25 protein-coding genes are annotated in these 21,192 nt (G+C 47.1%); 10 read left to right on the top strand and 15 right to left on the bottom strand.

The features are described from left to right. Nucleotides 1-2 precede the first annotated feature (2 nt). The 5 genes from LIX84_RS21150 to LIX84_RS21130 all read right to left on the bottom strand — a co-directional run bounded on the left by LIX84_RS21150 (nucleotide 3) and on the right by LIX84_RS21130 (nucleotide 4,016). On the bottom strand, nucleotides 3-605 hold the full coding sequence (locus LIX84_RS21150; RefSeq protein ID WP_005379036.1) for a thiol:disulfide interchange protein DsbA/DsbL: 603 nt from the start codon (nucleotides 603-605) through the stop codon (nucleotides 3-5). A 34-nt stretch (nucleotides 606-639) separates the two neighbouring features. Beyond that, nucleotides 640-1,626 (bottom strand): serine/threonine protein kinase, encoded by a 987-nt coding sequence (locus LIX84_RS21145; RefSeq protein ID WP_074190074.1) that lies wholly within the window; start codon nucleotides 1,624-1,626, stop codon nucleotides 640-642. Nucleotides 1,627-1,680: 54 nt separating this feature from the next. Then, a complete protein-coding gene (ccoG, locus tag LIX84_RS21140; RefSeq protein ID WP_006742922.1) occupies nucleotides 1,681-3,102 on the bottom strand; it encodes a cytochrome c oxidase accessory protein CcoG in 1,422 nt (473 codons plus the stop codon). A gap of 313 nt (nucleotides 3,103-3,415) precedes the next feature. Then, complete coding sequence (locus LIX84_RS21135; RefSeq protein WP_048625604.1) at nucleotides 3,416-3,682, bottom strand: YihD family protein; 267 nt, start codon at nucleotides 3,680-3,682, stop codon at nucleotides 3,416-3,418. A gap of 166 nt (nucleotides 3,683-3,848) precedes the next feature. Beyond that, nucleotides 3,849-4,016, bottom strand: a complete 168-nt coding sequence (locus LIX84_RS21130) for a hypothetical protein (protein ID WP_005379043.1) — start codon at nucleotides 4,014-4,016, stop codon at nucleotides 3,849-3,851. 296 nt (nucleotides 4,017-4,312) lie between these two features. Here LIX84_RS21130 and LIX84_RS21125 point away from each other — a divergent pair, with 296 nt between their 5' ends. Continuing rightward, nucleotides 4,313-5,119 (top strand): sporulation protein, encoded by an 807-nt coding sequence (locus LIX84_RS21125; protein WP_005394045.1) that lies wholly within the window; start codon nucleotides 4,313-4,315, stop codon nucleotides 5,117-5,119. Between the two features lie 70 nt (nucleotides 5,120-5,189). Continuing rightward, nucleotides 5,190-5,843, top strand: a complete 654-nt coding sequence (gene trhA, locus LIX84_RS21120) for a PAQR family membrane homeostasis protein TrhA (RefSeq protein WP_226422123.1) — start codon at nucleotides 5,190-5,192, stop codon at nucleotides 5,841-5,843. A gap of 38 nt (nucleotides 5,844-5,881) precedes the next feature. Here trhA and LIX84_RS21115 read toward each other — a convergent pair whose 3' ends face one another. From LIX84_RS21115 to def, 6 genes are all read right to left on the bottom strand, one after another. Further along, complete coding sequence (locus LIX84_RS21115) at nucleotides 5,882-6,466, bottom strand: DUF3157 family protein (RefSeq protein ID WP_085344704.1); 585 nt, start codon at nucleotides 6,464-6,466, stop codon at nucleotides 5,882-5,884. 25 nt (nucleotides 6,467-6,491) lie between these two features. After that, the gene (locus tag LIX84_RS21110) at nucleotides 6,492-7,937 is read right to left on the bottom strand and encodes a TrkH family potassium uptake protein (protein ID WP_006742925.1); all 1,446 of its coding nucleotides are present in this window, start codon (nucleotides 7,935-7,937) and stop codon (nucleotides 6,492-6,494) included. Nucleotides 7,938-7,946: 9 nt separating this feature from the next. Further along, nucleotides 7,947-9,323, bottom strand: coding sequence for a Trk system potassium transporter TrkA (gene trkA / locus LIX84_RS21105; protein ID WP_005394041.1), 1,377 nt, complete (start codon nucleotides 9,321-9,323; stop codon nucleotides 7,947-7,949). Nucleotides 9,324-9,387: 64 nt separating this feature from the next. Then, nucleotides 9,388-10,671: a 16S rRNA (cytosine(967)-C(5))-methyltransferase RsmB gene (rsmB, locus tag LIX84_RS21100; protein WP_025628789.1), complete on the bottom strand. Its 1,284-nt coding sequence runs from the start codon at nucleotides 10,669-10,671 to the stop codon at nucleotides 9,388-9,390. 80 nt (nucleotides 10,672-10,751) lie between these two features. Continuing rightward, nucleotides 10,752-11,699, bottom strand: a complete 948-nt coding sequence (gene fmt, locus LIX84_RS21095; protein WP_005461453.1) for a methionyl-tRNA formyltransferase — start codon at nucleotides 11,697-11,699, stop codon at nucleotides 10,752-10,754. A 33-nt stretch (nucleotides 11,700-11,732) separates the two neighbouring features. Then, nucleotides 11,733-12,251: a peptide deformylase gene (gene def / locus LIX84_RS21090; RefSeq protein ID WP_005379068.1), complete on the bottom strand. Its 519-nt coding sequence runs from the start codon at nucleotides 12,249-12,251 to the stop codon at nucleotides 11,733-11,735. 138 nt (nucleotides 12,252-12,389) lie between these two features. On the opposite strand from def, the gene LIX84_RS21085 reads away from it, so the two are divergent. From LIX84_RS21085 to LIX84_RS21070, 4 genes are all read left to right on the top strand, one after another. Beyond that, nucleotides 12,390-13,484, top strand: a complete 1,095-nt coding sequence (locus tag LIX84_RS21085) for a LysM peptidoglycan-binding domain-containing protein (RefSeq protein WP_226422122.1) — start codon at nucleotides 12,390-12,392, stop codon at nucleotides 13,482-13,484. After that, nucleotides 13,468-14,580: a DNA-processing protein DprA gene (gene dprA / locus LIX84_RS21080; protein ID WP_226422121.1), complete on the top strand. Its 1,113-nt coding sequence runs from the start codon at nucleotides 13,468-13,470 to the stop codon at nucleotides 14,578-14,580. Before LIX84_RS21085 ends, dprA begins: the two co-directional genes overlap by 17 nt. A gap of 2 nt (nucleotides 14,581-14,582) precedes the next feature. Continuing rightward, on the top strand, nucleotides 14,583-15,062 hold the full coding sequence (locus LIX84_RS21075) for a DUF494 family protein (RefSeq protein WP_005379074.1): 480 nt from the start codon (nucleotides 14,583-14,585) through the stop codon (nucleotides 15,060-15,062). A 79-nt stretch (nucleotides 15,063-15,141) separates the two neighbouring features. Further along, on the top strand, nucleotides 15,142-15,711 hold the full coding sequence (locus tag LIX84_RS21070; RefSeq protein WP_104971082.1) for a DNA topoisomerase family protein: 570 nt from the start codon (nucleotides 15,142-15,144) through the stop codon (nucleotides 15,709-15,711). A 68-nt stretch (nucleotides 15,712-15,779) separates the two neighbouring features. On the opposite strand, the gene LIX84_RS21065 is transcribed toward LIX84_RS21070, so the two are convergent. Both LIX84_RS21065 and purE read right to left on the bottom strand, forming a co-directional pair. After that, the gene (locus LIX84_RS21065; protein ID WP_226422120.1) at nucleotides 15,780-16,913 is read right to left on the bottom strand and encodes a 5-(carboxyamino)imidazole ribonucleotide synthase; all 1,134 of its coding nucleotides are present in this window, start codon (nucleotides 16,911-16,913) and stop codon (nucleotides 15,780-15,782) included. A gap of 4 nt (nucleotides 16,914-16,917) precedes the next feature. Then, on the bottom strand, nucleotides 16,918-17,403 hold the full coding sequence (purE, locus tag LIX84_RS21060; RefSeq protein ID WP_203343684.1) for a 5-(carboxyamino)imidazole ribonucleotide mutase: 486 nt from the start codon (nucleotides 17,401-17,403) through the stop codon (nucleotides 16,918-16,920). Nucleotides 17,404-17,602: 199 nt separating this feature from the next. Here purE and LIX84_RS21055 point away from each other — a divergent pair, with 199 nt between their 5' ends. The 4 genes from LIX84_RS21055 to LIX84_RS21040 all read left to right on the top strand — a co-directional run bounded on the left by LIX84_RS21055 (nucleotide 17,603) and on the right by LIX84_RS21040 (nucleotide 20,327). Next, nucleotides 17,603-18,160, top strand: coding sequence for an L-threonylcarbamoyladenylate synthase (locus LIX84_RS21055; RefSeq protein ID WP_226422119.1), 558 nt, complete (start codon nucleotides 17,603-17,605; stop codon nucleotides 18,158-18,160). A gap of 47 nt (nucleotides 18,161-18,207) precedes the next feature. Next, the gene (gene hemF, locus LIX84_RS21050) at nucleotides 18,208-19,125 is read left to right on the top strand and encodes an oxygen-dependent coproporphyrinogen oxidase (protein ID WP_114324044.1); all 918 of its coding nucleotides are present in this window, start codon (nucleotides 18,208-18,210) and stop codon (nucleotides 19,123-19,125) included. Nucleotides 19,126-19,226: 101 nt separating this feature from the next. After that, complete coding sequence (gene aroE / locus LIX84_RS21045) at nucleotides 19,227-20,060, top strand: shikimate dehydrogenase (protein ID WP_226422118.1); 834 nt, start codon at nucleotides 19,227-19,229, stop codon at nucleotides 20,058-20,060. A 3-nt stretch (nucleotides 20,061-20,063) separates the two neighbouring features. Next, nucleotides 20,064-20,327, top strand: coding sequence for a DUF1488 domain-containing protein (locus LIX84_RS21040; RefSeq protein WP_005461429.1), 264 nt, complete (start codon nucleotides 20,064-20,066; stop codon nucleotides 20,325-20,327). Between the two features lie 7 nt (nucleotides 20,328-20,334). On the opposite strand, the gene LIX84_RS21035 is transcribed toward LIX84_RS21040, so the two are convergent. Beyond that, a complete protein-coding gene (locus LIX84_RS21035; RefSeq protein ID WP_005461433.1) occupies nucleotides 20,335-20,883 on the bottom strand; it encodes a gamma carbonic anhydrase family protein in 549 nt (182 codons plus the stop codon). A gap of 97 nt (nucleotides 20,884-20,980) precedes the next feature. Next, nucleotides 20,981-21,192 (bottom strand): hypothetical protein (locus LIX84_RS21030; protein WP_226422117.1); only part of this gene is annotated, 212 nt, incomplete at its 5' end.

The following is a 21,192-nucleotide window of genomic DNA, read 5'->3' as shown; positions in this document are numbered from 1 at the left end:
GCTTATTTTAGTGTCAGCAAGTAGTTCACCAGAGAGAAGTACTCATCCATTGTCTTGATGCTTTGTGCTTGAACTAGGTATTTGTTGTTAACGATAACCGCAGGAACGCCGGTTAGACCGCTGTTTTCAAATTGCTTGTCCATACGGCGAACCATGGAATCAACCGCAAAGCCTTTGAATGCAGAGTCGAATTTCTTCGCGTCTACACCTTCATCAAGGAAGATTTGGCGAAGCTCTTCATCGTTACGTGGCGCCTTCTTTAGATTGTGGATGCGGTTAAACATCACTGGCACCATTTTGTCTTCCACTTTTAGTGCAACCATGGTCGCGTAGGCTTTGCTCATTGATGGGCCCATGTTGCCACCCATGAAAGAAACGTGGTTTTTTAGTAGTTTAGTGCCTTCTGGCAACTGCTTTTTCAGTTGCTGGATAACAGGTTCAAAGCTATTACAATGCGGGCAGTAGAAAGAGAAAAACTCCGTCACAAGAGGTTTTTTTGATGCCTCAAGATCCAATACTTTGTAATGTTCACCTTCTTTGAATTGCGCTGCATGTGCTGACAGGCTTAGCATCAGCATAGAAAACAGTGCGAACAGTTTTTTCATCGAAATATCTCCATTTTTGAATTTGTGGCCTGACTTACCATTGAGGCATTAAAGACAGCGGTGCTTCTTCTAAAGCGGCGATCTGCTCTTTAAATGCAAGGACCTGACCTTCCCAGTATTTTGGCTCATTAAACCATGGAAAAGCGAGAGGAAACGCAGGGTCATGCCAACGTTTTGCTAGCCATGCCATATAGTGCACCATTCGTAGACCGCGAAGTGGCTCAATTAGTTTCAATTCTGCGGGGTTAAAGTCGCAAAACTCTTGATAAGCTTCTAAAACAATATCCAGCTGCATCAGTTTGTCTTGGCGCTCACCGTTCAGCAGCATCCATAAGTCCTGCACAGCAGGGCCGTTACGAGCGTCATCCAAATCAACAAACATAGGGCCATCTCGCCACAAAATGTTGCCTGGGTGGCAATCGCCATGCAGCCGAATGGTATTGAAGCCTTCTTGCCAGTGGCTTTCAATCGATTTGATCAGCATATCCAAGTCATTGAAGAAGCTGTTCTCCAAGTGCATTGGAATCATGTTGGCGTTTTGCAGAATCTCTCTTGGTTGATACAGGTATTCTTGCAAGCCAATCGTTGGTCGATGTTGGAAGGCTTGGCGGCTACCCACTTTGTGGATGCGCCCAAGGAAACGCCCTACACCTTCGAGCTGATCTAAGTTGTCAACCTCGTACTGGCGACCACCCACGCTCTCAAACAGCGCAAAGGCATAGCCTTGATAGTGATGCAGGGTTTCACCGTTGATGCGCACAGGTGGTGCGACGGGGATTTCGTTTCCAATTAGTTCTAAAGTGAAGTCGTGCTCCTCTTGGATCTGTTCATTGCTCCAACGTTCAGGACGGTAAAACTTGACGACATAACGACGACGCTCTTCGTCAGTGAATTGATAAACACGGTTTTCGTAGCTATTGAGGGGAAGAAAGCCTGATTCTGCGCGAACGCCGATGCTTTCTAACGCGTACCACATAAAATCTGGGGTAAGGGCGTCAAAGTTAAACATACTTTGGGACATATAAACAAAAAGGCTCATTGCTGAGCCTTTTTCCATTAGTCACTGAAGTAGACGCTATAGTTTTTTTATAAAGCGGCTTTCCACTTCAATGGTGAATTCGTTGCTCTTATCGGTGAGTATAAACTGAATTGTCGTAATCGCAGAGTTTAGCTTGTCAGGATCGGCGCCAAGACTCATTGGTAAGTTCAATACTTCACCTGGCTGTACCTGAATTGTCTGCTTACCGTACCAGCTCACATCGGATAGCCCTTCAACATCCAACGAGTATTCTTGCACTTGCTGGGTTTTGTTGATCACTTTGAGGGTGTAGGTGTTTTCTACTTCGCCTGAGCTATTTACCCGGAACAGTTGGTTACGGTCGCGAATAACACTCATGCCTGCTGGGTCTACCGCTGCGATTTGGGCAAAGAACAGACCAATCATGACCAGTAGCACAGCTCCATAGCCCAGCAGCTTCGGACGCATGACTTTGGTACTCTTACCCGATAAGCGATGCTCGGTGGTGTAGCTGATTAGGCCTTTTTCGTAACCCATGCGGTCCATGGTGTTGTCACACGCATCAATACAGGCGCCACAGTTAATACATTCATATTGTAAGCCGTCACGAATATCGATACCTGTTGGGCACACCTGCACACACAAATCACAATCAATACAATCCCCCAAACCAAGTTGCTTTGGATCGGCTTTGCGCGGACGTGGACCACGTTTTTCACCACGTTTGGCATCATAGCCAACGATGAAGGTGTCTTTATCAAACATGGCAGACTGGAAGCGCGCGTAAGGACACATGTGAATACACATGATGGAACGCATCCAACCAGCATTACCATAAGTACAAATGGCAAAGAACATTACCCAAAAGACGGGCCAGAAGTTGGCGTTAAAAGTGAAAAAGTCGATAACCAATTGCTTCATTGGAACGAAGTAGCCAACAAAAGTAAAACCAGTGGCGAGCGCAATGGCAAACCAAGCGATATGTTTGATGGTTTTGCGCATCGCTAAATTTGCCGTCAGCTTATTGGAGTCCTGCTTACGACGCTTATTGGCGCTGCCTTCCAGTTTCTCTTCAAACCAGATATACATGAAGGTCCAGACGGTTTGTGGGCAGAGATAGCCACACCAAACTCGACCTAAGAAGGTGGTAATAAAGAACAACCCAAACGCCGCGATCACAAATAGCAAGGCGAGTAGGGTAAGATCTTGCGGATACAACGTGGTACCGAAAAAGTTGAACTGCTGGTTGCCAATATCGAGCAAGATCGCTTGACGTTCACCGTAAGGAATCCACGGTATCAAAGCGAAGAGAAGCAGTAAGAACCAACCACCGTAACGACGCAGTTTCTGGTAAGTCCCTTTGCTTTCGCGTACATAGATGCGATTACTTGGGTTGAACCGATCCCCATTCCCTTTATGAGTCTTAGGGTTGTAGGTTTTAGGAGTCACATCTTTGATATCGATCTTATCCTGACTCATGCACTCATCCTTCTTAGGCTTTTATAATGTACGGCGTCATTTCTATTGATGTCGCTCGATGACATTGCTACTTCGTCCTTATCATAAATCATGACCGGACATAATTATTTTAGTAAATACTGATGAACGGCGATTATACAATCAATAACAATTCCTTTTCTTTAACGCAGTCAACGTTTAACAACAAAAGTCAGTACAGTTAACCTGATAATTGGCTGAACAGTTATAACCAATTGTAGGACTAAAAATTTTAGTTATAAAAAAGCGACTCACTTGAGGGAGTCGCTTAAAGAATACTGGGCTGTTGAACCGGTTATTTGATGATGCCACGAGCGCGCAGAATCGCAGTTTTAAAATCATCTTCTTGGTCTTTCTTAAGACCTGGGATCATTTCGTCTTTGCTGCTGTTACGCATTTTAAGGTGGTAGATCAGCACGTCGTCGGTCAGATCTTCTAGCTTACCTTCGTAGCCTGCTTCTTTCGCTAGCTTCACGATGAACTGCAGTAGGTTCATTTCTTGGTCTTTATGCCATTCAGGCTCTAGTAGCTCAAGCAGCTCTTCAATGCGATGACACTTCATTTCTTTCTCCACAGAATTTATAGGTGTAATTAGCTGTAAAGGTACCAAATTGCTTTGCGAAGACCAAATAGGAAAAACTATCTATTTCACTGTGTTTTGTTCTAAGTCGTTGAGGTGGTTTGAGTCGCGTGCAAAGAAAAAAGCGCAGCTGGCGCCGCGCTTTTGATTAAGCTGCTTTGATAACTTTGGCCGGAACACTCGACATCATTGCTGTCTTCTCAACCAATGTCATTGCTGGCGCAACTTGCTTTGCCTTTGGTGCAGTAGTAAAGCCACTGCGGCGGCGCATTGCACTAGTATTAGTGTGTGCGAACCTGACTGTTGTTGGGCGCATTAATTTACCTAACTGTCAGGCATATCCATTGCCGATGTAATGGCCTGAATCATTATGAGCTAGGCTCCAACAAGATTGAAGAATCACTCTTCTGGCTCTCGCCAATCCAGTTAATGAATCAGGAATACCGATATGCATGCATATCACATATAAGATTAGCATCCTTGTAATAATTGGTCGATAGTTGAGCAATTGAATTGTTTAGATTTTGTCATTTTGTCGCGATGATCGAGGCAATTTTTGTTTGATCCCTCGATCAGCAGTAGTAGTATGAGATCTCGACGAAGGAGGTGCCTATGTCATTTTTGAAGAAGACACTTGCCAGTTTTGGGATTGGGAGCGCTAAGGTCGACTCAATCCTAAATCAAGACGTGCTATATCCTGGTCAAAGTGTGGATGTGTCTATCCATGTTTATGGTGGTGCCACTGAACAAGCGATCGACAATATCGATTTAAAACTGTGTTGTCGCTATATCGCGGAAGCTCCTGATGACCGTGGTGCGCGAGAAGGACACAGCATGCGCCGAGTACCTCAGACTCATGTGCTTGCTAAGTGGAGCCTCCCTTATGCGTTTACCATCCATTCCGGCGAAGAGCGTACCTTCGATGTTCAGCTCGATGTGCCTTGGAATACGCCTGTCACCATTGGTGACGCCAAAGTGTGGCTCGAAACCGGCTTGGACGTTGCTGCTGCTTTAGACCCGACCGATAAAGACATCCTCACCGTTCGACCTGATCCACTAATGGATGCGGTGTTATCCGCATTTGAAGCGCAAGGTTTGCGTATTCGCCAAGTGGAGTGTGAGGAAGTAAAAGGGTTCGACCTGCCATTTGTGCAAGAATTTGAGATGGTGCCGACTGACGGGCCATACCATGGCGTGTGGCGTGAGTTAGAATTTGTCGCTCATCGTAGCGAGCAAGAACTCAAATTATGGTTTGAAGTTGACCGCACACGCAAGGGCGAGGGTGGCATGCTCGCAAGCTTACTAGGTAGCGGAAAACTCAAACGAGAGTTGACCATTCCAGCCACGACTAAGCTTGATCAAGTGGGCGAGCTTGTACTTAATTATCTCGATCAAACCACGGCCGTTCATGAGTCTTAATTTAAGCTTACACGTGTAAGCCTAATGTGCCATACTAGAGCAAATTTCAAACTCTAGTATAGGCGCATTGATGTCTGAACTGCAGAAACCTCAATACAGTCAACGCGAAGAACTGGCCAATACCATCACTCATGGCATTGGGATGATTTTTGGTATTGTTGGCTTGATACTGCTGCTAATCAAAGCCATAGACCAGCAAGCTGATACGCTGACGCTGGCCAGTATGGCTGTCTATGGTGCGAGTATTATCGTGCTATTTTTGGCTTCGACGCTGTATCACGCAATTCCGCACCCCAACGCCAAACGCTGGCTAAAAACTTTCGATCACTGCGCCATTTATCTACTCATTGCTGGCAGTTATACGCCTTTTTTGTTGGTGAGTTTACGTACGTCGCTCGCGTTTGGTTTGATGATTGTCATCTGGACCATTGCTCTACTCGGCATCATTATGAAAGTCGCGTTTGTTTACCGATTTAAAAAGCTTTCCTTGATGACGTATTTGGTCATGGGCTGGCTGTCGTTGATTGTGATTTATCAGTTGGCGATCAACTTGGATATTGGCGGACTGACATTACTCGCAGCTGGTGGGATTGTGTATTCACTGGGGGTGATTTTCTACGTTGCGAAGCGTATTCCATTCAATCATGCGATTTGGCACGGCTTCGTTTTAGCGGGTTGTGTGTGTCACTTTTTCGCAATTTATTATTTTGTCGAGCCTATCTAACGGATAGATATGAACTCGACAAAACATGTGTTATCACATTAACGAGTTTTCACTTCTAACACTTTGGCTGAAAACTGGTATTGCTGAGACTGCGGCACTGCCAGTTTGATGCTTTTACCCTGTTCTGCTTGTTGTGGTCGCAGGTAAGTATCCGCCATTCGCTTGATGGATTGCCAAACTGTGACTTTTTCTTTCGCCAGTTGCTGGCCAGACATATCAAATACCAGAACTTCCACTTCAACTTGAATCACCGATTGTGAGCTTTGATTGGTAATGGACGTTGGCAGTACGAGCTCACTATCTTGATAGCTCGCGGAGCCAATCAGTACGTCGACACCAGAGTCAGACAGCTGCATGGTTGGCTTTTTGGCGTTTACCACCACGGTAGTGCCAACAGTTTTAGTCACAACTGGAATTGTCGCAATTGCGGGAGATGCGATCGTTTCAACCGCACTTGTTGTCGCTTGCGTCTCTGTTGCTTGCTGCGCAGTTTTTTTCATGACGTATTCCCAAGTAAAGTCATCGTTTAACTTCACTTCTCGACCATCGGCTAAAGTGATGACTTTAGCGGCGTATGTGGATGAGGCGGCAAGTAGGGTCGCCAGAGTAATCCATGTTTTCATTGTTATACCTTTTATTTGTGTCTGCTTAACGGCGCCAAAACGCAGGGAAGAACAGTACAAGAATAGTCAGAATTTCCAAGCGGCCCATCAACATGCCAAAGCTCAGAAGCCACTTGGCGGTATCTGGCAGAGGCGCGAAGTTACCCGTCGGTCCAATCACGCTTCCCATACCCGGGCCGACGTTGGCTACCGCAGTGATGGCACCAGAGATGCTAGTGATGGGGTCTAAACCCAGCGCACTCAAGCAACCCGCGATGAAGATTATGGTGATAAAGAACATCAAGCCAAACGCGACCACCGAGCGAACAATGTCATCATTCACTGGGCGTTGGTTGTAGCGCTGTACAAACACACCTGAAGGGTGAATCAATTTCATCATCTGTTTGTTCAGCAGTGTCATTGCGATTTGGAAACGGAAGATTTTGATCCCACCAGACGTTGACCCCGAACATGCGCCCGCCATCATTAAGAAGGCAAAAAGAGTGGTGGGTAATGCGCCCCACGCGGTGAAGTCCTCTAAGCCAAAGCCGGTTGTGGTGACGACTGAGACGATATTAAACATCGACACTCGCAGCGCATCCAGAATGGTGTATCCATCTCGAATCACTAACCAGGCTGAAATCACTAAGCTTGAGAACACGAACAGGTACGCGAATCCTCGAACTTGAGCGTCGTTAACCAACACATCAATACGGCGTTTACGTAACGCGGCGATGAAGAGCAAAAATGGCAAGCCACCTAGGAACATAAAGGTGGTTGCTACCCAATGTGCGCCATTAGAGAAGTGGTTCATCGACCCGTCGGATGTAGAGTATCCGCCAGTTGATAGCGTGGTAAAGGCGTGATTGATCGCTTCAAACAGGTTCATGCCTGTGACCAAGTAGCCCACAATGCATAAGCCAGTAAGCATCAAATAAACTGCTACGATGTTTTTGGCGACCGTTTTTGCTCTCGGGCTACTTTTATCCGACCAATCGGATGATTCGGTTTGGAATAGTTTCATACCACCGACATTGAGCATAGGTAGTACCGCCACCGCCATTACGATAAAACCAATCCCCCCAAGCCACTGCAAGATAGAACGCCACAACAAAATACTTGGCGCCATGTTGTCTAAACCGCTGAGCACTGTGGAACCAGTGGTAGTAATGCCTGACATGGTTTCAAAGTAGGCGTCGGTGAAGCTGATGTGGTTGATAAACACAAATGGCAAGGCGGCAAACGCACTGGCGATGGTCCAAACCAGACTGGTGATGAGGAACATATCGCGTACGCTGAGTTTGAACTTAGCGGTTCGACCGATCGTCAAACAAATGAAAGCGGCAAGGTGCGTGATCACAACAGCTTGGGCGAAATCGAGAAATCCCCCCGTACCAGTGAAGAAAGCGACCAAAGTCGGCACGTACATAAACAGGGCCAGTTTGGATAAAACCAGCCCGATAACAAACAGTACGGGACGTAAGTTGACCATAGGAAAATCCTAGAGGAAGAATGGACTCGGCTGGAATAGCGCTTCGACGTCTGATACGTATTTTTTGTTGACCAGGAACATCACCACATGGTCATCCTGCTCGATGACCGTACGGTCGTGGGCAATAAGGACTTCTTCGCCACGAACGATAGCACCAATGGTGGTCCCAGGTGGAAGTTTAATATCTCCAATCGCGCGCCCAACCACTTTGGATGTACTTTCATCACCGTGAGCGACGGCTTCAATGGCTTCTGCAGCGCCGCGGCGAAGTGAGGATACGTTCACGATATCAGCGCGACGAACGTGTGTCAGCAAGGCGGAAATGGTCGCTTGCTGAGGTGAGATCGCCACATCAATTACGCCGCCTTGTACCAGATCTACATAAGCGCCACGTTGGATCAGCACCATTACTTTTTTCGCACCCATGCGTTTTGCCAACATCGCAGACATGATGTTGGTTTCATCTTCGTTGGTCAGCGCGATGAAGACGTCGACTTGGTCGATGTTCTCTTCCGAGAGAAGCTCTTGGTCTGCCGCGTCGCCGCAGAACACGATGGTGTTTTCTAGCTCTTCTGACAGTTTTTCTGCACGTTGGTAGTTACGTTCAATCAGCTTCACGCTGTAGTTTTGTTCTAAGCGCTTTGCGAGACTGGCACCAATGTTACCCCCGCCAACAATCATGATGCGGCGGTACGGTTTTTCTAGGCGCTGAAGTTCACTCATCACTGAGCGAATATGATTACTTGCTGCAACGAAGAACACTTCATCGTCGGCTTCAATGATGGTAGTGCCTTGCGGGCGAATCGGACGGCCTTGACGGAAAATCGCTGCCACACGGGTATCGATGTGTGGCATGTGCTCACGCAAAGCAGACAGCGCGTTACCCACCAACGGTCCACCGTAGTAGGCTTTTACCGCCACTAGGCTGACTTTCTGTTCAGCAAAGCTCACCACTTGCAGCGCGCCTGGGTATTGGATCAGACGTTCGATGTAGCTCGTAACGAGTTCTTCTGGTGCGATAAGGTGATCGACAGGAATGGCGCCAGATTTAAACAGGGCTTCTTTTTCGGCCAGATATTCTGGAGATCGAATACGCGCAACGCGGTTTGGGGTGTTGAATAGAGTGAACGCGACCTGACAGGCGGCCATGTTGGTTTCATCAGTGTTGGTCACCGCGACGAGCATATCGGCGTCTTGTGCGCCCGCTTCGTGCAGCACGTCGGGGTGGCTCGCATGGCCATTGACCACACGCAGGTCGTATTTGTCCTGTAATTCGCGCAGTCGGTCGGCATTGTTGTCGACGATGGTGATGTCGTTGTTTTCACCCACTAGGTTTTCTGCCAGTGTGCCGCCAACCTGACCTGCACCAAGAATAATGATCTTCATACTCTTTTCTCGTTATCTGAAAAAGGCGATTGAAATCACTCCAATCGCCCTATTTAGCATGCTGTTACGCGTGTGTTTTAGTTAGCACTGCGTAGTAGAAACCATCCATGTCTTCTTCGCCTGGTAGAATTTGACGACCAGGCTGGTCGGGATCAGAATCCAGCAGTTGCGCATCCGCGGTACGTGCTAAAAACGCTTTTACTTGCTCCACGTTTTCTTGCGGTGTGATTGAACAAGTCGCGTAAACCATTGTGCCGCCGGGTTTCAGTTGCGTCCACATGGCATCAAAAATTTCACTTTGTAGCTCTGCTAATGCGGCGATGTCGTCTGCACGACGTAGCCATTTTATGTCTGGGTGACGACGAATCACGCCAGTCGCAGAACATGGGGCATCCAGCAAAATGCGATCAAATTGCTCGCCTTGCCACCATTCTTGTGGATTACGCGCATCACCGCAAACCACTTTTGCCTGAAGGTTGAGACGCTTCAGGTTTTCATGCACACGTTTCAAGCGTGTGTCGTCGCAGTCAATCGCGACCACTTCACTGCCCGACGTGCGCTCTAGAATGTGTGCCGTCTTGCCACCTGGCGCTGCACAGCAATCTAAAATCAGTTCGCCGTCTTGTGGTTTTAGGTAGTTGATCGAGAGCTGCGCTGCCGCATCTTGTACTGAAACCCAACCTTTCTCAAAACCAGGTAGCTTCATCACGTCACATGGCGCGGCCAATTTTATGGCGTCCATTGCTTCTGTGTGTGGTGTGCTATCAATGTTTTCATTTTTGAGTAGCGCAAGGTATTCATCACGAGTGTGATGTTGGTGGTTCACACGCAGCCACATTGGTGCTTTTTGGTTGTTCGCTTCAACAATGCTTTCCCATTGCTGTGGGTAGGCCTCTTGCAGCAGTTTTAGTAACCAGCTTGGGTGACCGTACTTGCCAGCGTTGTTGCTGACGGCCATTTGGTCGAGTTCTTCTTGGTTGCGTTGGTAGTTACGCAATACAGCGTTAATCAAACCACGCAGACGAGGACCTTTCAGCTCTTTAGTGCCTTCAACCGTTTCACCGACAGCTGCGTGCGCAGGAATGCGCATGAAGCTAAGTTGGTAAATACCAACCAGAATTAGGTGATGGAATACACGTTGTTTGCCTTTGAGCGGCTTATCCATCAACTGGTTTGCAATCATTTCTAGGCGAGGTAGGTAACGTAGCGCACCGTAACAAATCTCTTGTAGCAGAGCGTGGTCACGAGGTCGTACCGTTTGTTGAGCCGCTGGAAGAGCGCTTGAAAGTGAATGGCCCTTGTCGACGACAAGATACAGGACGTTAGCAGCCGCAGCGCGAACATTCATGATGAGTACCTTAAAGTAAAGGAGGGCATCTCTGCCCTCTAAAAGTTCGTATTATTGGGGATGATAACCCCTAGTATGGCTTAAACCAGCAGAGTGCCAACTTCAAACCAAGCTGCACGTGAGTTTAGAATATCCTGAACTGACATGGCTTTTTTGCCAGGAACTTGCAGTTGCTCTAGCACCAGTACGCCGTTGCCTGTCGCAACATAAATACCGGTTTTATCTGCTTGCACGATGGTGCCGGCTGGCTTGTCACTGGTTTGCTCTGCCACACGGCTTTGCCATACTTTGATGCTGTTTTCTGCCGCCTCAAAGTGGCTCATTGGCCATGGGTTAAATGCACGAACGCAGCGCTCAATGTGAGCCGCATCGTCGTTCCAGTTAATGCGTGCTTCTTCTTTGCTGAGTTTTTTCGCGTAGTTCGCTAGCTCATCGTCTTGCTTCACTGGCACTGCTTTACCCGCAGCAATGTCGGCTAGGCAGTCAATCAGGGCTTCTGGGCCAAGCTCCGCCAATTTTTCGTACATTGAAGCGCTGGTATCTGTCGCTTCGATTGGCAGCGTTGCAATCTTCAGCATATCACCAGTGTCGAGACCGATGTCCATCTGCATGATGGTCACGCCAGTTTCTGCATCGCCCGCCCAAATAGAGCGTTGGATTGGAGCCGCACCACGCCAACGAGGTAGGATAGAACCATGTACGTTGATACAACCCAGTTTAGGGGTATCAAGAACCGCTTGTGGCAGTAGCATACCGTATGCCACGACAACCATGAGATCGGCGTTCAGATCGGCAAGTTCTTGTTTCGCTTCGTCGGACTTAAAGCTTTCAGGTTGGTAAACCGGGATGTTGTGTTCTAGCGCCAGTTGTTTTACCGGTGGCGCAGCCAATTTCTTGCCACGACCCGCTGGACGATCTGGGTTTGTGTAAACCGCGATGACTTCATGCTCCGAAGACAACAACGCCGCCAAGTGACGGGCGGCGAAATCCGGAGTACCTGCAAAGACAATACGTAAAGACTGACTCAAGGTAGACTTCCTTCTAATTGGTATGGTTCGAGATTAAGCGTTTTGCTGCTTCTCGTTAAAGCGTTTGATTTTTGCTAGCTTGTCCTGAATGCGTTTGCGTTTCAGTGGCGATAGGTAATCCACGAACAGCTTACCTTGTAAGTGATCAAGCTCGTGTTGAACACAAATCGCTAGCAGGTCGTCGGCTTCGAAGGTGAACTCTTTGCCATCACGATCCAGTGCTTTAACGGTAACTTCTGCAGCGCGAGGCACAAGTGCGCGTGCACCTGGTACCGACAGACAGCCTTCTTCGATGCCATCTTCGCCACGCTTTTCCAGAATCTCAGGGTTGATTAGCACCATCGGCTCATCGCGAGTTTCTGAAATATCAATCACTACGATACGTTTGTGGATATCAACCTGCGTTGCAGCAAGGCCAATACCTTCTTCGTCGTACATGGTTTCAATCATGTCATCGACGATTTTTTGAATCTCAGGCGTCACCGCTTCAACAGGCTTTGCGACTGTGCGCAGGCGATCATCCGGGAATGTTAATACTTGTAATACAGACATATTCACTCGAAATATTGAACTGTGCCGAAACAGCACAAACCTTGTTGGCTCAATTCTAGACATTTTATAGCCTAAATGACAGCATCCTTGCACCAATTTCCATTCTGGTTCCTGCTTAATAGACCAAGGACGAGGGTCATGAATCGAATTTTCCGCAACGTTGCCAGTGTTACGTTGCCGTTACTTTTCTCTTTCAACGCTGTAGCAAATGTGGATGCGAAACCACTGACTGTTAAAGATGATGCGCCACAAACATATGTAGTCGTGAAGGGCGATACGCTATGGGATATTTCGGCCATGTACTTGGATAGCCCGTGGTTGTGGCCTCGTTTATGGCAAGTAAACCCGGAAATCGACAACCCTCATTTAATTTATCCCGGAGATAAGCTGTCTTTGGTGTGGATTAACGGTCAGCCCGTGTTAAGCCTAAAACCAGTTAAGAAGATTAGCCCGAAAGCACGCATCACGGAAAAGAAAGCGGTACCAACGGTCGCGGAAGGTTTGGTGATGCCGTACCTCAAATCGGATCGATTGCTGGATCAAGATGCGTTGAACAGTGCAGCAAAAGTGATGGGTAGCAGCAAAGGCAGTAAGTATCTGACGGCAGAAGATGTGCTGTATATCAATGGTAATCAGACCGCGACAGGCTGGGCTATTTACCGACCTGTAGAAACGTTTTCGCGTGACGATGTGTCTAAAGAGATCACCGCGCTGCGTTTGATAGCCAAAGGTGAGCTCGTTGAAGCTTCGAGCGGTTATTCTGGTTTGAAGATCACTTCTCAATTGCAAGAAATCCTGCGTAACGATATCGCGTTGCCAAATCAATCAGTCGAGAACACTGACTTCACGACTACGTTCTACCCGCTGCCGTCGCCACGAGACAGCTCTGCAAAGTTGCTAGGCAATATCGAAGGTATTCGCTTTAGCTCAACCAACCAGGTCGTGGTAATTGATAAAGGCACGTCAGACAATCTGAAGCAAGGCAGTGTGTTTGATTTAAAAGAAGACGCGCACCCAGTTTACAAAGACGGCGATGAGTTCAAGAAAGAGTTTGGTGTCCTCGATAAGAAAATAACCTTACCTCAAAGCAAGGTTGGCGAGTTGCTGGTCATTCGTCCTTATGAGTACTTTAGCTTGGCGTTGATCACAACCAGCACTAAACCCATCAATAAAGAGGTCTCTGTGGTTTCGCCTCTGACGCAAGAGCCGACCACCAATGAAACCACGCAATAACGACAGTGACCTTGCTGCCTGGTTAAAACTGAGTTGTTTACCAGGCATTGGCGGGGTCAAAATGAATAAGCTACTGGCAAGAGACACGCCGCGTAACATCGTAAACTTCTCTCCCGAACAGCTACAACAACTTGGGTTAACAACTAAGCAAATTCAAGCTTGGGCTTCAACAGATAAAGAAGTTGAAGCCTGTTTAAGTTGGCTTGAGGCTTCTACAAATCATCATATCCTGACACTGACTGACCCGCTTTATCCACCTCAACTCAAACAAATCGTTGCGCCGCCACCTCTGCTTTTTGTTCAAGGAAATTCTACTTGTCTTTCGCAGCCACAGATAGCAATGGTTGGCAGCCGAAATGCGAGTATTGATGGCTTACAGCATGCACGCCACTTTGCCGCAGAATTTGCTCAGCACGATTTTATTGTCACCAGTGGTCTCGCTTTAGGCATTGATGGCCATGCGCATGATGGTGCGTTGCAAGCAAAAGGTAAGACGATTGCGGTGCTGGGATCTGGCTTAGAAAATATTTATCCGGCACGTCATCGTGGTTTAGCGCAACGTGTTATTGAACATGGGGCTTTGGTGTCTGAGTTTCGCCCCAACGCCAAGCCGCGCCCGGAAAACTTCCCGCGTCGAAACCGCATTATTAGTGGATTATCGCTAGGTGTACTGGTCGTCGAGGCGGCGAAAAAGAGCGGCTCGTTAATTACAGCTCGTTACGCGCTTGAGCAAGGTCGAGAAGTATTTGCGCTGCCAGCGTCAATCAATGCCCCCAATGCCTGCGGTGGAAACCAGTTGATACGTCATGGCGCTTGCCTCGTAGAAAAGACGAAAGATGTCTTAGATGAAATACAGTCTTTGCTTGATTGGTCTATTAATCAGAGTACCGATTTATTTTCTACGTTAAATGATGAAGAAGAATTGCCATTTCCTCAGCTGTTAGCTAACGTAGGAAGTGAAGCTACACCGGTTGATATTCTTGCAAACAGGACCAATATACCTGTCCAGGAAGTCATGATGCAGCTCTTAGAGTTAGAACTCTCTGGGCATGTCGTTGCGGTTTCAGGTGGCTATATTCGAAAGGGGAGGGGCTAGCTATGATGATGGATATACTGATGTATCTATTCGAAACCTACATCCATAGCGATGCAGAGTTACAGGTCGAACAAGACGAGTTGGAAGAAGAGCTGCTCCGTGCAGGCTTCCAACAAAAAGATATCTACAAAGCCCTTGTCTGGTTAGAAGAGCTTGCCGCATTGCAGCAAAGTGACACCTCTTCTGCAATCTCGACTTGCATGGCTTCGTCATCAACTCGTATCTACACAGCGAAAGAGATGCAGCGTTTAGATTTGGAATGCCGAGGGTTTTTATTGTTTCTCGAGCAAATCAATGTTTTAACCACAGAAACTCGCGAAATGGTGATTGACCGAGTGATGGGTCTAGAAACGAGTGAGTTTGAGCTTGAAGACCTCAAATGGATCATTTTGATGGTGCTGTTTAATGTGCCTGGCAATGAAAACGCTTATACGCTAATGGAAGAGCTGTTGTACACCAAGGAACAAGGGATTCTTCACTAACCCAATCTAGACAAGTTCGAGTTTAGCTAGCAAGAACGCGAGCTTGTCTTTTGGTGTGTTTTTTCACGAAACGGTAAGTATGAGTAGTAAAATCGACAACACCCTTTTCTCTGCCCATGAACACGCATTGGAACACGAGCCGTGTCCTAAATGTGGCAGTGAGTTGATCCTCAAACATGGCAAACACGGTCCCTTTCTTGGCTGTAGCCACTACCCAAGCTGTGATTACATCAAAGCCCTGCATAACAATGATGGCCACATTGTCAAAGAGCTTGGCGTTCCTTGTCCAGATTGTGGTAACGAGTTGGTATTACGCCAAGGGCGTTATGGCATGTTTGTTGGTTGCAGTAACTATCCGGCTTGTCATCATATTGAGTCGATTAATCAACCTGAGCCAGAAAAGCAGCCGCAAGAGCAACACGCGTGTCCTGAATGTGGTAAAGGTCATTTAGTTGAGCGTAAGACGCGCTTTGGTAAAGCTTTCTACGCATGTGATAACTACCCTAAATGCAAATTTGCAGTGAATCTCCCTCCGGTTAAAGGGAGATGCGAAGAATGTGGTTTTACTTTGTTGGTGGAGAAGAAACTCGCCAGTGGTGTGAAATTGCAATGTGCCAATCGTAAGTGCCAGCACACCCAACAAGGGTAAATACATCAAAGGAATTAAAAAGGGTCGCATCGTGCGACCCTTTTTTGTTTTTTTTTTGCTGCCAAACGTTAGTGCTGAGGCTGTTTAGCGAACGCTTGCACGGCTGGGAAAGCTATTGGGTCTAAGATGTCTGCCAGAGCGCACAACCTACGGTGCAATTCTCCTGGGTAGTCGCCACACACGTTGATGTGTCCCATCTTGCGACCTGCACGTTTCTCTTTGCCATACCAATGAAGGTGGCAACCATCCATTGATAACAATGCTTCTGGTAGTGTGTCTTCACCAAGAATATTGATCATTGAGGTTTCACGAACCAATTTCGTACTACCTAATGGTAAGCCGCATACTGCGCGCAGATGGTTTTCAAACTGACACGTTTCTGCACCTTGCTGTGTCCAGTGACCGGAGTTGTGCACTCGTGGGGCAATCTCATTCACTAACAGTGTGCCATCGACATCAAAGAATTCGAGCGCCAATACACCAACGTAATCTAGGCTATCTGCGACGGCCGTGAGCATCTGCTTGGCTTGGGCTTGCAGTTCTGGCGCATCAATTGCGGTGGATAAGCTCAATACGCCATTGATGTGAACGTTTTCTGCTAGAGGGTACACTTCAACGCTGCCATCTTTACCGCGAGCACCTACAAGTGATACTTCGCGGTTAAAAGGAACAAACTCTTCAGCAACAATCGCTTGAGTAGGTGTTGCCGCGATGCACTCTGCCATCTCAGTCCAAATGTCGTCGACTTGAGAAGCGTCTTTTAAGCGCCATTGACCTTTACCATCGTAACCACCCAATGCACTTTTCAGAACCATTGGCATACCAACGTGTTCAATTGCGCGCTCAAAGTCTTCACGAGTTTCAATCACGTAGTATTTCGCGTTGCGCACGCTAGCATCATCAAGCAGTGCTTTTTCAATACGGCGATCACCACCTGCTTTGATGGCTTGCGTACTTGGTAGGAACTTGCCGCTCGCTTCGCAAACCTTGAGCACGTCATGTGGAATATGCTCGAACTCGGCAGTAATCACATCAACTTGCGTAATCGCATTTTCCAAGCCATGGCCAAGTACCTGTTGAGTTAAAGGGTGAACGACATCACCGCTGCTGACATCGTAAGCCGAGATTTGGATGTTCAGTGGTGCACCAGCCAGAGACATCATGCGAGCCAACTGACCTGATCCGAGAACCAGTACATGCATCTGATTAATCCTCAGCTGGATTTGGGTTAGCCAGTACGGTTTCCGTCTGTTCATTGCGGAACGCTTCTACCTTCGCCATGATGTTTTCATCATGAGTGCCTAGGATTTGCGCTGCTAGGATACCTGCGTTTGCTGCGCCCGCTTCGCCAATCGCTAATGTACCAACCGCAATTCCCTTTGGCATCTGTACAATAGAGAGCAGTGAATCCATACCTTTCAGTGCACGAGACTGAACCGGAACGCCGAGTACTGGCACACTGGTGAATGCCGCTGCCATGCCTGGCAGGTGAGCCGCGCCACCCGCACCAGCGATGATTACTTTTATACCACGTTCTTTTGCACTGCTTGCGTAATCGGCTAACAGCTGAGGAGTACGGTGAGCTGACACCACTTTTGTTTCGTAAGGTACGCCAAATTGGTCTAGCATGTCTGCTGCTAGTTTCATGGTTGGCCAATCGGATTTAGAACCCATGATGATACCGACTTTCATCTCAAACTCCTTCAAGCTGCAAAATTAGGTGAGCTGATAAATTTGTGCGCATTATACGGGGATTTTTATCTCAAGCAAACGTTTGCGCCTTGTTGTTGACGCTATTGATACATTTTATAAAAAAATTGCTTTAGTGTCTGAGAATGAATATTTGTACACTTAGTGAAAATAATACAGTCAGACAATCAGGAAGTAATCGGTGGATAACTTTGAACAAGTGCTCAACGCACTACAACAAGGCGCAGTGATTGCCTACCCAACAGAAGGGGTTTTTGGTGTCGGATGCGATCCAGATAACCCAGAAGCAATTCAAAAACTGCTGGAGCTCAAGCAGCGCCCGGTGGAAAAAGGGCTGATTCTGATCGCTGCAAGTTATGAGCAGCTCTTGCCGTATATTGATGAATCTCAACTGACTCCAGAACAATTAGCGACCGTTCATGCAACTTGGCCTGGTCCATACACTTGGATCATGCCAGCGAGCGATAAAGTCTCCAACTGGGTTTCAGGACAATTTGATTCAATTGCAGTTCGTGTGACTGATCATCCTTTGGTTCAAAAGATGTGTAATGCATTCGGAAAGCCGTTAACCTCTACCAGCGCGAATCTTTCCGGCTTGCCACCGTGTATGACCACGGAAGAAGTCGAAGAGCAATTGGGTGACAAGCTGGTGGCCATTCTTCGTGGTGAAACCAGCGGTCGTGATAAACCCAGCGAGATTCGTGACGCCAAGACTTCACAAATATTAAGACAGGGCTAACCCTGCTTGCCAGTCATCAACAGGTATCACGTAATAGGTAATAACGTATGTCAGCAATCGATAAGCACGCCGTAAAGCAGTTCCTGATGTCACTTCAGGACTCCATTTGTCAGCAGTTAGAACAAGAAGATGGAAAGGCCGTCTTTGTCGAAGATGCATGGCATCGTGAACCGGGCGAACGTCTTGGTGGCGGTGGGCGCTCACGTGTTCTGCGTGATGGCCTTGTTTTCGAGCAAGGTGGGGTGAACTTCTCGCATGTAGAAGGGAAAGAAATGCCAGCATCTGCGACGGCACATCGTCCGGAGCTAGCTGGTCGCCGTTTTGAAGCGATGGGGGTCTCTTTGGTTATCCATCCCAAAAACCCTTACGTCCCAACTTCTCATGCGAATGTGCGTTTCTTTATCGCAGAGAAAGAGGGTGAAGACCCAATTTGGTGGTTTGGTGGTGGTTTCGACCTGACTCCTTTCTATCCTTTCGAAGAAGATTGTCAGTCATGGCACGATACAGCTAAGGCAATCTGTGCCCCATTTGGTGAAGACGTGTATGCCGAGCACAAAGCGTGGTGTGATAAGTACTTCTTCTTGCCACATCGAAACGAAACTCGTGGTGTTGGTGGTTTGTTCTTTGATGATTTGAATCACTGGGAGTTTGATAAGTGTTTCGATTACATCAAAGCGGTGGGTGAAGGCTATTGCCAAGCTTATTTGCCGATCGTGTCTCGTCGTAAAGACATCGAATATGGCGAGCGCGAACGTGAATTCCAACTTTACCGTCGTGGTCGTTATGTTGAGTTCAACTTAGTGTACGACCGTGGCACTTTATTCGGTTTACAAAGTGGTGGGCGTACCGAGTCGATTCTGATGTCGATGCCGCCGTTAGCGCGATGGGAGTACCGCTACGAACCAGAAGCAGGAACGCCTGAAGCCGAACTTTACGATCGATACCTGAAACCACGCGAATGGTAAGCACGGAATCTCCTTTTCTATATAGATAGATAGTGATAGGGTCATCTGTAATCAGATGGCCCTGTTTTCTCTATATCTAAGTAAGGAATAAAGGTAAGGAAATGACCCCGCAAATCGATCGTTACGCCGTGTTTGGTAACCCTATCGGGCACAGCAAGTCGCCATTTATCCATACACTCTTTGCTCGTCAAACGAATCAGTCCCTAACATACACCGCAGAATGTGCGCCTTTGGGTGGATTTATCGAGACGGCGAAAGCATTTTTTGCTGACGGCGGCAAAGGCTGTAACGTGACCTTGCCTTTTAAAGAAGATGCCTATCAATTTGCCAGCCGTTTGACTGAGCGTGCTCAGCTTGCTGGAGCAGTGAATACACTTAAGAAGCTTGATGATGGTGAAATCATTGGTGATAACACTGATGGTGCAGGCTTAGTGCAAGACTTGTTGCAACATCAAGTTGTTTTAGAAGGTGCACGTATCCTAATTATTGGCGCTGGTGGTGCCGCTCGAGGAGTGATTAAACCATTGCTCGATCAAAAACCAACATCTCTAACGATAACTAATCGTACATTTTCCAAAGCCGAAGAATTGGCAGAATTGTTTTCTGCGTATGGCCCTGTTACAGCAAAAGAGATGAATACCATTGCTGAAGAGTACGACGTCGTAATCAACTCCACGTCTGCATCATTGAGTAGTGAGTTACCTGCAATCTCTTCCTCGGTATTCGCCACCAATAGTACAAGCTACGACATGATGTATGGCAAAGGTGACACCACATTTAACCAATGGGCTAAGCAACACGGTGCGGCATATGCTTATGATGGTTTAGGTATGTTAGTTGGCCAAGCTGCTGAGAGTTTTATGTTATGGCGCGGTCTTCGTCCAGGAGCCAAACAGATTTTGCGTGAATTAAGAAAGAACCTTGAAGGTCAATAAGCGATGAATCAATCCATTTTATTCCCAGACATGCAATCATGGGATGAAGTATCACAATCAGTAAACTTTGCGGCGCAACAATCTGGTGCGCTAATAGAATGCTTTGTGACGAAACAAAAGTTAGAAAAGTTATCTGGCTCAGAGTTAGATACGGAGCAGGCCGTGATCTCTGCTTTTATTGACTACCGATTTGATCTGGAAGAAATAGCAGAAGAGTTAATAGAAGATGAAGCCTTCAATGAAGAAGGCCATATCATCATTGGTTAACAGACCTTTAGTTCAAGTCTTCTACTTCATGTAAGTAGTCGTTTTTGTTTTGAACATAGTTATTGGCAGACTTTTGCAAAAAAGCTCGTTCTGTCTCTGATAGAGGGCGAGCTTGTTTCACTGGACTACCGACATAAAGATAACCGCTTTCTAATCTCTTTCCTGGCGGTACTAAACTGCCCGCTCCAATCATCACCTCTGATTCAATAACGACAGCATCTAAAACAATCGCCCCCATACCAACCAATACACGATCGTGTATCTCACAACCGTGCAGCATCACTTTGTGGCCAATCGTAACGTCATTGCCAATAATAAGTGGATAGCCGTTTGGGTTTTCAGAGTTCTTATGGGTGACATGCAAAACACTGCCATCTTGAATATTAGTTCGATCACCAATGTGAATGTGGTTCACATCGCCTCGTGCCGCTACTAATGGCCAAATGCTAGAATCGTCCCCAATACGGATATCTCCGACTAACACTGAGGTTGAGTCAACGTAAACACGCTCACCAAGTTGGGGCTTTATACCTTTGTAGCTTCTAATTGAGCTCATCTTTTCTCCTTATTAGGGGCGATTACTGGGGATATGGAGGTAGAATAGTAGTGAAAACTCGCCTTTTAGAATAAAAAACACCCAAACGATAAAAAAATCAAAAAAAACGTGAAAAAGGGCTTGCCAATGTGATCGCAATCTCTATAATGCCACCTCGCTGACACGGCAACGCTTCGAAAGAAACGAAGTCGAGGTTAGCAAGCCAAATTAGCCAAGCGGAAACGCTTGAAGAAAGTTTGAAAAAGTGATTGACACTAAACTTTAACTCGCTAAAATGGCCGTCCTGTTTTGAGCAAAGCTCAACAGGAA

The organism is Vibrio sp. E14, assembly GCF_020515785.1.
GTDB classification, from domain to species: Bacteria; Pseudomonadota; Gammaproteobacteria; order Enterobacterales; family Vibrionaceae; genus Vibrio; species Vibrio diabolicus.
This window is presented reverse-complemented; position numbering and strand designations above follow the sequence as displayed.